At 73.1% G+C, this 14,028-nt stretch carries 13 protein-coding genes and 1 other RNA gene; 5 read left to right on the top strand and 9 right to left on the bottom strand.

The genetic code is table 11. The features are described 5' to 3' along the window. Window positions 1-293: 293 nt before the first annotated feature. Together ssrA and ABD774_RS18730 are read right to left on the bottom strand one after the other, a co-directional pair. Window positions 294-660: a transfer-messenger RNA gene (gene ssrA, locus ABD774_RS18725) on the bottom strand. Window positions 661-762: 102 nt separating this feature from the next. After that, window positions 763-1,806, bottom strand: coding sequence for an LLM class flavin-dependent oxidoreductase (locus ABD774_RS18730; protein WP_345044636.1), 1,044 nt, complete (start codon window positions 1,804-1,806; stop codon window positions 763-765). A 130-nt stretch (window positions 1,807-1,936) separates the two neighbouring features. Between ABD774_RS18730 and ABD774_RS18735 the strand changes: the two genes are divergently transcribed. The 3 genes from ABD774_RS18735 to ABD774_RS18745 all read left to right on the top strand — a co-directional run bounded on the left by ABD774_RS18735 (window position 1,937) and on the right by ABD774_RS18745 (window position 5,727). Next, window positions 1,937-3,442, top strand: a complete 1,506-nt coding sequence (locus ABD774_RS18735; RefSeq protein WP_345044639.1) for a CYTH and CHAD domain-containing protein — start codon at window positions 1,937-1,939, stop codon at window positions 3,440-3,442. Window positions 3,443-3,533: 91 nt separating this feature from the next. Beyond that, window positions 3,534-3,920 (top strand): DUF6394 family protein, encoded by a 387-nt coding sequence (locus ABD774_RS18740; RefSeq protein ID WP_345044642.1) that lies wholly within the window; start codon window positions 3,534-3,536, stop codon window positions 3,918-3,920. A gap of 10 nt (window positions 3,921-3,930) precedes the next feature. Continuing rightward, window positions 3,931-5,727 carry an NAD-binding protein gene (locus tag ABD774_RS18745; protein ID WP_345044645.1) on the top strand — a complete coding sequence of 599 codons (1,797 nt, stop codon included), beginning with the start codon at window positions 3,931-3,933 and terminating at the stop codon, window positions 5,725-5,727. Between the two features lie 75 nt (window positions 5,728-5,802). Here ABD774_RS18745 and ABD774_RS18750 read toward each other — a convergent pair whose 3' ends face one another. From ABD774_RS18750 to ABD774_RS18760, 3 genes are all read right to left on the bottom strand, one after another. After that, window positions 5,803-6,231: a hypothetical protein gene (locus tag ABD774_RS18750; RefSeq protein WP_345044647.1), complete on the bottom strand. Its 429-nt coding sequence runs from the start codon at window positions 6,229-6,231 to the stop codon at window positions 5,803-5,805. Between the two features lie 70 nt (window positions 6,232-6,301). Beyond that, window positions 6,302-6,829: an SsrA-binding protein SmpB gene (gene smpB, locus ABD774_RS18755; protein WP_345044650.1), complete on the bottom strand. Its 528-nt coding sequence runs from the start codon at window positions 6,827-6,829 to the stop codon at window positions 6,302-6,304. Between the two features lie 145 nt (window positions 6,830-6,974). Next, entirely contained in the window at window positions 6,975-7,970 is a 996-nt protein-coding gene (locus ABD774_RS18760) for a stage II sporulation protein M (RefSeq protein WP_345044652.1), read from the bottom strand. Window positions 7,971-7,988: 18 nt separating this feature from the next. Between ABD774_RS18760 and ABD774_RS18765 the strand changes: the two genes are divergently transcribed. Further along, window positions 7,989-8,855 carry an RDD family protein gene (locus ABD774_RS18765; RefSeq protein ID WP_345044655.1) on the top strand — a complete coding sequence of 289 codons (867 nt, stop codon included), beginning with the start codon at window positions 7,989-7,991 and terminating at the stop codon, window positions 8,853-8,855. A gap of 27 nt (window positions 8,856-8,882) precedes the next feature. Here ABD774_RS18765 and ABD774_RS18770 read toward each other — a convergent pair whose 3' ends face one another. After that, window positions 8,883-9,395, bottom strand: a complete 513-nt coding sequence (locus ABD774_RS18770; RefSeq protein WP_345044657.1) for an isochorismatase family protein — start codon at window positions 9,393-9,395, stop codon at window positions 8,883-8,885. Window positions 9,396-9,531: 136 nt separating this feature from the next. On the opposite strand from ABD774_RS18770, the gene ABD774_RS18775 reads away from it, so the two are divergent. Further along, complete coding sequence (locus ABD774_RS18775; RefSeq protein ID WP_345044660.1) at window positions 9,532-10,371, top strand: ChbG/HpnK family deacetylase; 840 nt, start codon at window positions 9,532-9,534, stop codon at window positions 10,369-10,371. 96 nt (window positions 10,372-10,467) lie between these two features. Here ABD774_RS18775 and ABD774_RS18780 read toward each other — a convergent pair whose 3' ends face one another. From ABD774_RS18780 to ABD774_RS18790, 3 genes are all read right to left on the bottom strand, one after another. Further along, a complete protein-coding gene (locus ABD774_RS18780) occupies window positions 10,468-11,463 on the bottom strand; it encodes an EamA family transporter (protein ID WP_345044663.1) in 996 nt (331 codons plus the stop codon). A 273-nt stretch (window positions 11,464-11,736) separates the two neighbouring features. Next, the gene (locus tag ABD774_RS18785) at window positions 11,737-12,966 is read right to left on the bottom strand and encodes an ABC transporter permease (RefSeq protein ID WP_345044666.1); all 1,230 of its coding nucleotides are present in this window, start codon (window positions 12,964-12,966) and stop codon (window positions 11,737-11,739) included. Beyond that, window positions 12,963-13,859: an ABC transporter ATP-binding protein gene (locus ABD774_RS18790; protein ID WP_345044668.1), complete on the bottom strand. Its 897-nt coding sequence runs from the start codon at window positions 13,857-13,859 to the stop codon at window positions 12,963-12,965. The genes ABD774_RS18785 and ABD774_RS18790 overlap by 4 nt, the downstream gene beginning before the upstream one ends. Window positions 13,860-14,028 lie beyond the last annotated feature (169 nt).

Here is a 14,028-nt window from a genome sequence, read left to right on the forward strand (position 1 = left end):
ACGATGCCGGCGATCTTGGCGATGCTGCTGCTCATGGTGGTTTCCCCGTATCTGCGGGCAGCCACCTGTTGGCTTCCCGCGCGGTGTTCCGGGCCGGTATCGGACCGGCCCTTCTTCCTTACGGGACTAACGTAGGCCGGGCAGAACGGGACGAACCGGGACAGAGGTCCCGCCACGGCAAGGAGGTGGCCCGAGCGCGTCCGGCAGCACGAAGGCCGCCTCTGGCGGAGGCGGCCTTCCGGGGTGATCCGCGGCCCTGCGCAGCTGCTGACACAGCTGCGCCTGACCACCGATGGTGGAGATGGCGGGAATCGAACCCGCGTCCGACGGCGTGGAACCAGGGCTTCTCCGGGTGCAGTCTGCTGCTGATTTTCTCGGCCCCAGCGATCACGCAGACAAGTCGCTGACAGGCCCAGTCATCTGAGTGTTCCCGCAGCCCCGATGACGAGGACTACGAGCAGTGGCTCTCTAGCTGACGCCAGGAACCGGGACGAGAGCTGGCCCGGGCTGACGGAGTCGCTACTCGCTCAGGCGGCGAGGGCGAACTCGGTGCGCTTGGAATCGGCACCTATTGGTTTGCAGAGGGCGTTAACGAGATAACTCTGCATTCTCGACCCGCTTCTCCTGGAACGACGACCATCGTCGAAACCGATCATCCCCATGTGCAGTTGTCAACCGACGAGAACTTCCGTCGGACTCCATGCTACGTGGTCAACGACCACCCTGGCACGTTCATTCCCGACGGCGTAAGTGCGACGTGGATCACTCCCCCAGCTCGGCGTTGACGAGCTCCTTGACCCGCCCCAGCAGCTCGATGGCGTGCAGGGACTCCCGCTGCGGCACCCCGGAGACGTCCATCTGGAAGTTCTGCCGGTCGTGGCCGAGGTAGCCGTGCAGCGCGACGATCTTCTGCGCCACCGTCTCCGGCGAACCGATGACGAAGGCGCCGTGCCGGCCGGCCTGGGCCTCGTACGAGATCCGGTTGGGCAGCGCGAACCCGCGCTCCCGGGCGATCTTGGTCCCGGCGTCGAGCTGGTAGGGGTAGAAGAACTCCATCGCCTCCTCGTCGGTGTCGGCGAGGAACCCGTGCACGGAGACGGAGACCGACCGGCGCTCCTCCGGGTGGCCGGCCTCCGCGTGCGCGGTGCGGTAGAGCTCCGCCAGCGGCGCGAACCGGCGGGGCTCTCCGCCGATCACGGCGTAGTTGACCGGCAGCCCCAGCCGGCCGGCCCGGACGGAGGACGCGGGTGAACCCCCTGTCGCGACGGCGATGCGCAGGTGCTTGCCGACGCCCGGCTTGTCGGTCGGCCGGGGCAGGATCGTCGCGTCGGTGAGCCCGGCGCGGAAGTTCCCCGACCACGTCACGGGGTTGCCGGCGTCGATCGCGAGCAGCAGCTCCAGCTTCTCCTCGTAGAGCTCGTCGTAGTCCTCGAGGTTCGCCCCGAAGAGGGGGAAGGACTCGATGAACGAGCCGCGGCCGGCGAGCATCTCCACGCGCCCGCCCGAGAACTGGTCCATGGTGGCGAACTCCTGGTACACGCGCACCGGGTCCTCCGTGGACAGGACGGTCACCGCCGAACCCACGTGGATGCGCTCCGTGCGCGCGAGCGCCGCGGAGATCACGACCGACGGCGCCGAGACGGCGTAGTCGGGCCGGTGGTGCTCGCCGATGCCGACGTAGTCGAGGCCCACCTCCTCGGCGAGCGCGGCCCGCTCGAGGATCTGGCGGATGCGCTCCCCGGGCGTCACACCCTCTGCGCCGGGACGGGTGTCGAGATCGCCGAAGGTGTAGATGCCCAGTTCCATGCCGGAGCAACGTCCCGGGGCCGTCCGCTGTTCCCCGTTCACGGGGGGGGCGCTCCCGCGGCTCGCCGTCCACCGGCACCCCGCGACTCTTCCTCCCTCGATAGGGTGGTGGTCCCAGGGGGTGGTCGGCGTGCGCAGCCAGCTCGAGGTGGAGCAGAAGTTCGCCGTGCCCGAGAGCTTCCGGCTCGCCGACGTGCCCTTCCCCCACCGCCTGCACGCCGACGGCACCCTGCACCTCGAGAGCACCTACGTCGACACCGCGGACCTGCGGCTGGCGGCCCACGGCATCACGCTGCGCCGCCGCACCGGCGGCACAGACGACGGGTGGCACCTGAAGCTGCCCGGGCCCGACGGGCGCCTCGAGGTCCACGAGCCGCCCGGCCCGGAGGGCACCATGCCGCCGGAGTCGCTCCGTCGGCTCGTCGCCGTGCACGTGCGCGACGAGCCGCTGGTCCCGGTGGCCCGGCTCCGCACCACCCGGGCGGTGCACCGTCTCCGCGACGGGCGCCGCGTCCTGGCGGAGGTGGTCGAGGACGACGTCACCGCCGAGGCGCTCGGCGACGACGTCATGCTCAGCACGTGGCGCGAGGTGGAGGTCGAGCTCGTCGACGGCGGCCCCGACGTCCTCGAGGAGCTGGCAGCGGCGCTGGTCGCCGCCGGCGCCACGGACCCGCCCGCCCCCTCCAAGCTGGTGCGGGCCCTCGGCGACCGCCTGCAGTCCCCGGCCGACCCGCCACGCGCGCCGAGTCCTCGCGACCCGGCGGGCGACGTCGTCCTGGCGTACCTGACCGAGCAGGTGGCGGCGCTGAAGGACGCCGACCCCGGGATGCGGCGCGACGCCGACGACGCCGTGCACCAGATGCGGGTGGCCTCGAGGCGGCTGCGCTCGGCGCTGAAGACCTTCCGCCCGGTGCTGGACCGCGCGCGCACCGACGTCGTGCGGGGCGAGCTGAGGTGGCTCGCGCACGCGCTCGGCGACGCCCGGGACACCGAGGTCCTGCACGCCCGGCTGCGCGAGCTGCTCGGCGCGGAGGGGCACCCCGACCGGGACGCCGCGGCCGCCCGGGTGGATGCCGAGCTGGGCTCCCGCTACGACCGCGCGCACCGCGAGGTGCTCAGCGACCTCGACAGCCCCCGCTACTTCCGGCTCCTGGACGAGCTCGACGCGCTGGTCGCGAGCCCGCCGCTGACCGACGCCGCCGGCCGCCCGGCGCAGGAGGTGCTGCCCCGGACCGCCCGCAAGGCCTACCGGGAGCTGCGCCGCCTCCACGACGGGGCGCACGCCGCGGACTCGGCCGAGGAACGGGAGACCCTGCTGCACGAGGTCCGCAAGGCCGCGAAGCGCGCCCGCTACGCCGGCGAGGCGCTGCGGCCAGCCTTCGGCAAGGACGCCAAGAAGTTCGCCGCCGCCATGGAGGAGGTCCAGGACGTGCTCGGCGAGCACCGGGACGGCGTCATCGCCGGCCAGACGGTGGCCGGCCTGGCCACGCGGGCGCGCGAGGAGGGCGAGGACACCTTCGAGCTCGGCCGCCTGGCGGGCCTGGAGGAGGCCCGCTCGGCCGCGGCGGAGGCGGCCTACGACGAGGCGTGGCGGTCGGCGTCGAGAAAGAGGCTGCGCCGCTGGACCCGCCGGTAGCCGGCCGGGACCGACACCGCCGTCGTCCCCGACGCGCGCCTCCGGTTCCACCGTTACGATGCGGCTACCTGGCAACGACGCTGGAGCCGCGATGAACCTCGAGAAGGTGATCTTCGGGTTCTTCGTCGTCCTCGCCGCGACCCTCAACTTCGGGTTCTTCATCGGCCCCATCGACAACCCGCACGTGCACAACGTCTACGAGCTGTTCGCAGCCGTGGTCGTCAATCTCATCGCCACCGTGCTCAAGTTCGGTGACCGCACCCAGATCGGCGCGTTCCACCTGGCGACCAGCCTCGTCGCCGACCTCCAGCTCCTCGCCGCGGCCGCCGTCTGGGCGATCGCCTCCGCCACCACCGACGGGCCGCTGGGCGCCGGCGCGACGTCCTCGGTCGTCTCCCTGTCCGGGGGCGCGCTGCTGGCCAACCTCATCTCCATCACGATCCTGCTCGTGGAGACGGTCTCCTACCACCGGCGCTGAAGGAACACCCGTGGGCAACCCGCTCCTGACCTTCTGGTACCACCTCTTCGGCGACGGGGCACGGTCACCGGACGCCCCGCCCCCGCCGCCGCCCGGTGCGACCGACCAGGCGACCGCGACGATCTTCGTCGTGCTGCGTCGCATGCGCGCCCCCCTCATCGTGCTCATCGTCATCTTCGCGGTCAGCGTGCTGGGCCTGATGGTCATCCCGGGCGAGGACCCCTCGGGGCGCCCGGCGCAGCTCGGGCTGCTCGACGCCTTCTACTTCATGAGCTACACCGCCACGACGATCGGGTTCGGCGAGATCCCGCACCCCTTCACCGAGATCCAGCGGGCGTGGGTGACGGTCGCGATCTTCCTCAGCGTCGTCGGGTGGGCCTACGCCATCGGCAAGCTGCTCGCCCTGCTGCAGGACCACGACTTCCGGCAGGCGGTCGCCACCCAGCGCTTCACCCGCAAGGTCGCCCACCTGCGCGAGCCGTTCCTGCTCGTGGTCGGGTACGGGCAGACGGGCAGGCTGGTCGGGGACTCCCTGGACGCCCTCGGCCGCCGCTTCGTGGTCGTGGACCGCTCGGCGAGCAGGATCTCGAGCCTGGACCGGGACGCGTACCACTTCGACGTGCCGGGCCTGGCGGCGGAGCCCTCGAACCCCGAGATCCTCGTGGCGGCCGGGCTGCGGCACCCGGGGTGCGAGGGCGTGCTGGCGCTGACGGACGACGACGACGTGAACCTCACCGTCGTCACGGCCGCCGGTCTTCTCCGCCCGCGCGGGACGCTCATCGCCCGCGCGTTCTCCGCGCGTGCCGCCGAGCGCATGCGCGCGCACGGGGCCACGGTCATCAACCCGTTCGACGCCTTCGGGGACCACCTCCGGCTCGCGGTGCGGGCTCCGGCCTCGTACCAGCTCGAGCAGTGGATCAGCTCCCTGCCCGGTGAGGCCATGCCGCCGCGCCGCGCCCCACTCGCCCCGGGCCGGTGGGTCGTGGCGGGCTACGGGCGCTTCGGGCAGGAGGTCACCCGTGACCTCCGTTCGAGCGGGGTCGAGGTCACGGTCGTCGACGCCGGCACGACGACCAGCGACGACCCGACGGTGCTGCGCTGCGAGGGTTCCGAGGCCGAGATGGTGGCCGTGGCGGACGTCGCCCGGGCCGCGGGTTTCATCGCCGCGGACGACGACGACGTGACCAACCTGGCGCTCCTCTCGGCCGCTCAGCGGGTCAACCGCGACCTCTTCGTGGTCGCGCGCCAGAACCGCAGGTCCGACCGCGAGCTCTTCGCGGCCGCCGGCGCGGACCTCGTGCTGGTGCCGCACGAGGTGACGGCGCACGAGGTGCTGGCCCTCCTCGGGAGCCCGGTGCTCCTGCGCTTCCTCAGGGAGATCCCCCGCCGCGGCGACGCGTGGGCCGAGGAGCTGCTGGGCAGGCTGGTTCTCCGGTGCGGACCTTCCAGCCTGATGACCTGGCAGGTGGACCTCGAGAGCCCCCCAGCCGCGGGCCTGCGCCCGTGGCTGGAGGCCGGCCGGGCCAGGATCGCGGACCTGCTGCGCAGTCCGGCGGACCGTGAGGCGGCGGTGGCCGCGGTCGCCCTCATGGTGGTGCGGGAGGGCCGGGACCTGTGCACGCCGGACGAAGATCTCCTCCTCGAGCCCGGTGACTCGCTGCTGCTCGCCGGCCTGCCGCGCGCGCGCCGGGAGCTGGAGAGCACGTTCGTCGACGAGGCGACCCGCGAGTACGTCCTGCACGACCGGGAGGTGCCGGGGAGCTGGGTCTGGCGTCGGCTCGCACGACAGCCCGACGGCGTGCGCTGATCGCCCGGCGCGGGCGGCGTCGCCCGCGCCTCACCGCCGCACGACGACGACCGCTGCGCCGTCGGGGTCCGGTCGTCAGCTCTTGCGCGAGGTGAGCTCGTCCACCAGCAACGACCCCGCCATGCCGAGCATGAACACGTCCTTGGCGATGCCGGTGCCCTCCTGCGTCGGCTTGACGCTCGACCCCTCCTCCGTGAGCCCGGGCGTGCGCGTGTACATGTACAGCAGCGACCCGGAGAACCCGGCGAGCCCGAGGGCGGCGAGCCACGTGGGCACCAGCGGGATCAGCAGCGCGGACCCCAGGGCGATCTCCGCCGTGGAGACGAGCTTGCCGAAGTCCTTGGGGGACATCTGCTTGAGCTGGGGGAACGCGTTGGCCGCCATGCCCTGCAGGCCGGCGGCGGCATCGTCGGGCAGGCCCCGCTTGCCGAGGCCGGAGTTGAGGATGAACGCCCCCGCCGCTGCCCGGGAGGGGACGTGACGGAGCTTGATCGGCAGACTCATGACGGACCTCCTGGCTCGGACGGACGCCGCCACCGTAACCCCGCCCCCTTCGGTGCCGCGAGGCGTGCCGCTACCGGTTACGCCGCAGGCTCATGGCCCGCTGCGCCTCTCGCTCGTCCTGCTTCTCACGCAGCGTCTGGCGCTTGTCCCACTCCTGCTTGCCGCGGGCGAGGGCGATCTCCACCTTGGCCCGGCCCTTGGTGAAGTACAGCTCGAGCGGCACGATCGTGTGCCCCTTCTCGCGGGTCTTCACGGCCAGCTTCTCGATCTCCTCCTTGTGAAGGAGGAGCTTGCGCTTGCGCCGCGGACCGTGGTTGGTCCACGACCCCTGCGCGTACTCCGGGATGTGGACGTTGTGCAGCCAGGCCTCGCCGTGGCGGTCGATCTCGATCCAGCCGTCCACGAGCGACGCGCGCCCCATGCGCAGCGCCTTGACCTCCGTGCCGGTCAGCGACAGGCCAGCCTCGAACGTGTCGTCGATGTGGTAGTCGTGACGCGCCTTCTTGTTGCGCGCGATCACCTTCCGGGCGTCCGCCTCGGCCTTGGCCCGCTGCGCCGCGGTGGGCTTCTGCGCCCCGGGTGCCTTCGTGCCGGCCACCGTGGATCCCTCATTCCTGTCCGTCACCGCGCGCCGGTCGGGCGCGTGGCGGCCCCGATGCGGGGCCGACCATCAAGCGTATGCCAGCAGCCCGGCCGGGCTCGACCGGATTTGCCGACGGCGGACGGTGCCTCGGCCGGTTCCCTCAGCCGGCCTGGGCCAGGGTGTGCCCGGCGAGGTCCTCCTCGAGGTCGCCCGTCTCCCCCGCCGCGACGGCCCGACGGCCCAGCACGAGCGTGTAGCTCCAGTACCCGGCGAGCACGAGCGCGCCGATGACGAGCTTGAGCCAGCCGGGCAGCACCGAGGGCGTCACGAACCCCTCGACCAGGCCGGAGACGGCGAGGACGAGCACGAGGCCGACGGCGACCGTCACCAGGGAGCGCCCCTCCTGCGCCAGGGCACGGGCCCTCGTGCGCCCGCCCGGGGAGACCGCGGTCCAGAACAGCTTCAGCCCGGTACCGCCGGCGATGAAGATCGCGGTGAGCTCCATGAGGCCGTGCGGCAGGATCAGGCCGAAGAACACCCCGAGGTCGCCGTACGCGGCCATGATGGCGCCCGCCTGGCCGACGCCGACGGCGTTGACGAAGAGCACGTAGACCGGGAAGACGCCCGTGATGCCGAGCCCGATGCACTGCGCGGCGATCCAGGCGTTGTTCGTCCACACCAACGCGGCGAAGTCCGGCGCCGGGTAGTTGGAGTAGTAGGCCTCGAACGCCTCCTGCGCGTAGTCCTCGAGCTGGGAGGGCGTCCCGAGCTGCGCCAGCGCCGCCGGGGTGCCTGCCGTGTAGACACCGACGACGACGGCGAGCGCCACCCACGCGACCATGACCGCGACGGTCCACCAACGCACGCGGTAGAAGGCGGCCGGGAGGGTGAGGACGAAGAAGCGGGAGACGTCCGCCAGGCGCAGCTCGTGCGAGCCGGCCACCCGCCCGCGGGCCTGGCCGAGCAGGGTGGAGAGCCGGCCGACCAGGTGAGGGTCGGGGGCCGAGCTGCGCACCGCGGAGAGGTGGCCCGCGGTGGACTGGTAGAGGCGTACCAGCTCGTCCGCCTCCGGACCGGTCAGGCGACGCTGCCCGCTCAGCTCCTCGAGCCGACGCCACTCCGGCTCGTGCACCGCGGCGAAGGCGTCGACGTCCACACCGGTACCCTGCCACAGGTGAGCACCCGCCGGTCCGGCCCCGAGGCCGCGCTCGCGCACGCGCGGCTGCAGGAGGACCTCATCGTCACCGGTGAGGCCGTGGCCCTGGAGATCCGTCCGGCGTCCGTGGGCGTCCGCGTGCTCGGTGCGCTCCTGGACGCTCTTGTCCACGGCGTCGGCGCCGTCCTTCTGATTGTGGGCGCCACCCGGGTGCTCGAGACCCTCAACGCCGCCCAGCTGGGCGTGGTGCAGGTGGCCACGTTCGCCGTCGTCATGGTGCTTGCCCCCACCGCGGTCGAGACCCTCACGCGTGGGCGGTCCCTCGGCAAGCTCGTCACAGGCATCCGTGTGGTCCGCGACGACGGCGGACCCGTGCGCTTCCGGCACGCGCTGGTGCGGGCGCTGGTCGGCGTCGGGGAGCTGTGGCTGACGGCCGGGGCCGTCGCGATCACCTCCGCGGCCGTGAACCGGCGCGGCAAGCGGCTCGGCGACCTGCTCGCCGGCACCTACGCCGTGCGGGTGCGCGGGGGTGAGCGCCGCGAGCCCCCGCTCGTGATGCCGCCGGAGCTCCAGGCGTGGGCGGACTCGGCCGACATCCGCGCCCTGCCCGACGGCCTGGGCCTCGTCGCCCGCCGCTTCCTCGGCCGCACCGGCTCCATGACACCCGAGGCACGAACCCGGATGGGCACGTCGCTGGCGGCGCAGGTCGAGCCGTACGTGGCGCCGCCGCCGCCGTGGGGGACGCACCCGGAGCGGTTCCTCGCCGCCGTGCTGGTCTCGCGGCGGGACCGCGAGTACGCCGTCGGCCTGCGGGCGCGGCAGCGGGACGAGGAGGAGGCGGCGCGGATCGCCCGCCTGCCCTTCGGGGTGCCGGACTCCCGCTGAGCCCGGCGGCGAGAACCTACCGACCGCTCAGACGTTGGCCAGGTCGCCCACCGGCACGACGTTGACGCCATGCTCACCGACCTCGGCCTCGACCTCCCGCGCGAGGCGCTCGGCGTCCTCCCCCGCGCCGTAGGTGGCGTGGGCGCCGCCCGCGAGGATGACGTCGAAGCCGGCACGCAGGGCGGAATCGCAGGTGCCACGCAGCCCCTCATCGCTCTGCAGGCCCGCCACCACCGTCTGCGTCACGCCGCGCTCGCGCAGGTACGCGGCGAGGTCGGGGCGGACCGTGAACGGGTCGGGCACCGGGGTGCGCACGAGCAGCTCGCCGTCGCGTGGTGCCAGCACCCGCTCCCACCCGTCGGCGCGGGGACCGGCGGGCACGGCCGGCACCTCCTCCTTCTGCACGATCACCACCACCCAGCCGTCTGCCCGGGCACGGTCCACCAGCGCGGTGAGATTGCGGCGGACGACGGGCGTCGTGGGTGCCGTGCCGGTCGCCACGGGGCGGCGGGCGTCGACGAGGAACAGCGCTGTTCTCATGTGCTCATGGTGCTCCCGTCGGTCGCCTCACGGGCCGGCTTGGCGGCCGTGGGACCCATCACGGTTTCCGTCGTCCTGTTCACGCCGGGGGGCCGGCGGCGTTACCGTCGAGCATCCCTGCGGAACGGATCCCCCTATGACCCGGAAGCTCGTGGTGACTGCCGACGACCTCGGCATCGGCCCCGCGACCAACGAGGCGATCGTGGACCTCATGGAGCGTGGCGCCGTCACCTCCTCCACCCTGATGGCGGTCGCTCCCGGAGCGCCCGACGCCGTCGAGCGCGTCCGCCGGGCCGGCCTGGCCGATCCTCGGCTGCACGTGACCCTCACCAGCGCCCGCGAGCTCGCGCCGTGGCGGCCGCTCGCGGAGGACGTGCCGACCCTGACCGACCCCGAGGGCCTCTTCCACGTCGACCTGGCCAGATTCGAGAGCGCGGCCAGCCCCGACGAGGTCGGCCGCGAGATGACCGCGCAGCTGGGATGGATGGCGGACGCCGGCCTGCGTCCGGCCGCCCTGGACTCCCACTCGGGCAGCCTCTACAGCCACCGTGGCGGCCAGCTCATGGACACCGCCCTGCGGTTCTGCGCCGAGAACTCGCTCGGCTTCCGCCTCCCCCGCACGCTGCCCCGCCTGCTGGACATCGCCGTCCGCGGGCCCGTGCGCCGTCGCTACGACGAGGCGGTGGCGACCGCCGGCGCGTACGGCGTCCGCCTGCCCGAGAGCATCATCGGCGCGGTGCTGCCCGGCCGGCTGCTCACCGGCTACGCCCATCTGCGCTGGACCGTCCTTCGCCAGCTGCGTTCGCTGCCCGACGGCGTCTCCGAGCTGATCATGCACCCCGCCCCCGCGGCTGCCGCCCGCCGGCTGGACCGCGCCGAGGGCCGCAAGCGGATGTGGGAGCTGCGGCTGCTGCAGGATCCGCTGTTCCTGCGGACCCTGCGCAGCGAGCGGATCCAGCTCGTCCCGGGCTGGTAGAGCGCTCCGGCTACCTGCCAGCCTCCACCCGGCTCCCTGCCAGTCTCGATCTGACTCCTTGCCTGCACTCGCGGCGCATCTCCGGGGGGCCGACGCCTACGCCCGCTCCCCGGCGGACATGTCGACCGCCGGGAATCTGGGACGCCGCAGCTCGTCGTACCGGACGGCCACGACGCCACCGACGATGAGCACCCCGCCCAGCAGCTGGACCGGCATGGGCAGCTCGCCGATGAGCAGCCACGCGAACAGGACCGCGAAGAGCACCTCCGACAGGCCTACGAACGCCGCGACGGTCGACCCGAGCCGGCGCGTGCCCGCGATGCCCAGGGCGTACGCGAGGGCCGCCGCGACGACGGCGAGCAGGCCCAGCGGGACGAACCAGGGCACCGTGGCACCCGCGAGCTGGACGTCCGCCGTCGACCAGCTCATCGGCGTGAGCCCCACGATGCCCGCGAGCGCGAGGGCCGCCGTCGCGACCACCATCCCTCCCGCGGCCATGACGATGGGCGGGAGGCCGGAGGTCTCGTGGGCGGAGAGGATGAAGTACACCGCGAGGCCGACGGCGGCCCCCAGCCCCCACAGCACGCCGACCGGGTCCACCCGCAGTCCGCCGGTGACGTCGAGGACGAGGACCAGGCCGGCGAGCGAGAGCACGATCCCCGCGAGCGTGAAGCGCCGCGGACGCAGGCCGTGACGCAGCCACATCCAGCCGACCACGAGGACGGGCCCGAGGTACTCGAGCAGCAGCGCGACCCCGACCGACAGGGTGGTCACAGCGGTGAAGTAGAAGAGCTGGCAGGCCGCCATCGCCACCAGCCCGTACGCCGTCATCACGCCTGCATGCCGGCGCAGCAGGTGCCAGCGCCCGCGAAGCCCGAGCAGCGCGGGCACCGCGAGGACGAGTGCTGCGCCACCGATGCGCGCCACCACCGCGGCGCCGGGCGTCCACCCGCTCTCGAGCAGCGACTTCGCCAGCGCCCCCGAGGTGCCGAAGGCGGCCGCGGACACGAGCGCGAACCACAGCCCGCTGGCACGCCGCACCGCGCTCCCGGACCTCGCCTCCCCCGCGCGCCGGGCCGTCAGCTCGCCCATGTACACCCGCTCCCTCGGCTGCCGCCGCTCCTGACGGACAGCGGCATCCCGCCTGCCGTCACGGTAGTTCGCCGTCGACAGGGGTCAAGCGCAATAGCGCTCCCAGCCGCGCGCGGGCATCGCCCACCTGGCCGCCGATAGCACCCCACGTGCGGGCATCGCCCACCTGGCCGTCGCCCGGCACGCCGAGTGCGACGTAATCCGCGTAATACGAGACGGATAAGGCGGAAAACGTCGCACTCGACGCTGGGGGCGGGGCACGCAGTGCTCCCCCTACGCCTCCAGCTTGAGCGCCTGCCGCCAGGTGAGCGCCGTGCCGCCCTGCAGCACGGCACGCTGGTACACCCGCTCCCCCAGCCGCACGAGCAGGTACGCGGCGACGGCGGTGATCACCAGGGCGAGCACCGGCTCCCACAGCGGCAGGTCGTGGCTGAGCATGCGCACCGGCATGGCCACCGAGGACACCACGGGGATGTAGGAGGCAACCGCCAGGGGCGTGCCCTTGGCGAAGATGCCGGCGAAGACGGCCACCATGATGACGCCGAGCACCGGGCCGGTGTTGGACTGCAGGTCCTCGCTGCGGCTGGCCAGCGACCCGAGGACGGCGAACACCGACGCCAGGGCCGTGAACCCGACGATGAAGAAGACGATGAACCAGCCCGAGGCGCCCAAGATCCAGCCGATGTCCCCGGCCGTGCCGGTGAGGTTGAGCCCGATGAGCCCCACGACGGCGTAGAGCGCGACCTGGGCCAGCGCGAGCGCGGAGTTGCCGACCACCTTGCCGTAGAGCAGCTGCCGGATCGGGATCGCCGTGGCGAGGATCTCCACCACGCGGTTCTGCTTCTCCTCCAGGACCGACGTGGCGATGGCCATGCCGAAGACGATCGCGGCCATGTAGAAGAGGAACGCGAAGACGAAGCCGACGACGCGCTGCATCTCGGCCTGCTCCGCGTCCCCCTCGAGCAGCTCGGTGGTGACGGCGGAGCCGGCGGTCAGCTCCGCCGTCGTCGTGCCGGCGGCCTGGGCGTTGGCCTCCAGGACGGCGGCGGCCACCGCCTCGGTGAGCACCCGCTGGAGGCCCTCGTCGACCTCCGTGCGTCCGACGACCGTCCACCCGTCGCCCGTGGCCAGGAGCGCGACGTCGGCCTCCTCGGCGTCGACGGCCGCGCGGGCCGCCGCGTCGTCCGGGAACTCGGTCACCTCCACGCTGTCGCCCGAGTCACCGGCGGCGACCACCTCGTGGGCCGCCGCGGCGATCTGCGCGCCCACGTCGTCCGCCACCGCGACGGTGTGCTCGGAGGTTCGCGCGCCGAGGAAAGCGGACAGGCCGATGCCGGCGGCGATCATGGCCAGGGTGATGGCCGTCGAGATCAGGAAGTTGCGGTCGTGGAGCTTGACCATGACCTCGCGCACGGCGACGACGAGCCAGGGGCGCTGAACCCCGGCCGGGCCGTCGTCGACGGTGGTCGGGCGCTCGGTCCTGGGTGCGGTGGTGGTGGTCATCGCACGGCCTCCCGGTAGATGTCGGACAGCGTGGGGACGAGGGGCGTGAACTCGACCAGGCCCCGCTCGGCGGCGCGGCGCACCACGCGCTCGCGGGCGGCGTCGTCGTCGATCTGCAGGATCGCGGTGCTCCCCTCCACGTCGACGACGTCGACCCCAGGCTCCCCGCGCACCCACCCGGCGTCGGGCTCGGTGGCGATGCGGAAGCGGCGCGGGCCGGTCGCCCGCAGGTCGTCACCGGTGCCGGCGGCGCGCACGCGGCCCCCGGAGAGGATGACGAGGGAGTCGCACAGCCGGTCGACGAGATCGAGCTGGTGGCTGGAGAACAGGACCGGCACGCCCTGCCGGGTGCGCTCCCGCAGGAGGTCGACCATCGAGTCGACCGCCACGGGGTCGAGGCCGGAGAACGGCTCGTCGAGGACGAGGGCCGCCGGGCCGTGGAGCAGCGAGGCGGCCACCTGGACGCGCTGCTGGTTGCCCAGCGAGAGCGACTCGAGCTTGTCCCTGGTGCGCCCGCCGAGCCCGAAGCGCTCGAGCAGGCGGGTGGCCTCGGCCGCGGCGTCCCGGCGCGTCATGCCGCGCAGCTGGCCCAGATACACGAGCTGGTCGAGCACCTGCTGCTTCGGGTAGAGGCCCCGCTCCTCGGGCATGTACCCGAACCGGGCGCGGTCGTGGCTGGTGATGGGGCGCCCGGCCCAGCGGACCTCCCCGCCGTGGATGGCGAGGACGCCCATGATCATGCGCATCGTCGTCGTCTTGCCGGCGCCGTTGGCGCCGACGAAGCCGGTCATCCGGCCCGGCTCGACGACGAAGGAGACCTGGTCGACGGCGGTCTTCTCCCCGAAGCGCCGGGTCAGGTCGATGACCTCGAGCGCGGCAGGTGACTGGCTCATACGGATTCCTTTCGTCCGGCTCGAGCCTAGGGAGAAGCGCCGGGGCGCCACATCAGCCGCCGGGGTGAACCGTCCTGACGCCGCCGGGCCGTGCACGTGCGGGCCCTCCCCCGCAAGGACGTGGGCTCCCCCGGGAGGATGAGAAGGCAGACCTCGTCGTGCTCGGGAG

Source organism: Georgenia daeguensis (assembly GCF_039537705.1).
Classification (GTDB): Bacteria; Actinomycetota; Actinomycetes; order Actinomycetales; family Actinomycetaceae; genus Georgenia; species Georgenia daeguensis.

Coding starts and splice junctions, on each gene's coding strand:
- ABD774_RS18785 (WP_345044666.1), bottom strand. CDS start 12,966: ATGACCACCACCACCGCACCCAGGACCGAGCGCCCGACCACCGTCGAC.
- ABD774_RS18780 (WP_345044663.1), bottom strand. CDS start 11,463: ATGGGCGAGCTGACGGCCCGGCGCGCGGGGGAGGCGAGGTCCGGGAGC.
- ABD774_RS18790 (WP_345044668.1), bottom strand. CDS start 13,859: ATGAGCCAGTCACCTGCCGCGCTCGAGGTCATCGACCTGACCCGGCGC.
- ABD774_RS18750 (WP_345044647.1), bottom strand. CDS start 6,231: ATGAGTCTGCCGATCAAGCTCCGTCACGTCCCCTCCCGGGCAGCGGCG.
- ABD774_RS18770 (WP_345044657.1), bottom strand. CDS start 9,395: ATGAGAACAGCGCTGTTCCTCGTCGACGCCCGCCGCCCCGTGGCGACC.
- ABD774_RS18775 (WP_345044660.1), top strand. CDS start 9,532: ATGACCCGGAAGCTCGTGGTGACTGCCGACGACCTCGGCATCGGCCCC.
- ABD774_RS18740 (WP_345044642.1), top strand. CDS start 3,534: ATGAACCTCGAGAAGGTGATCTTCGGGTTCTTCGTCGTCCTCGCCGCG.
- ABD774_RS18730 (WP_345044636.1), bottom strand. CDS start 1,806: ATGGAACTGGGCATCTACACCTTCGGCGATCTCGACACCCGTCCCGGC.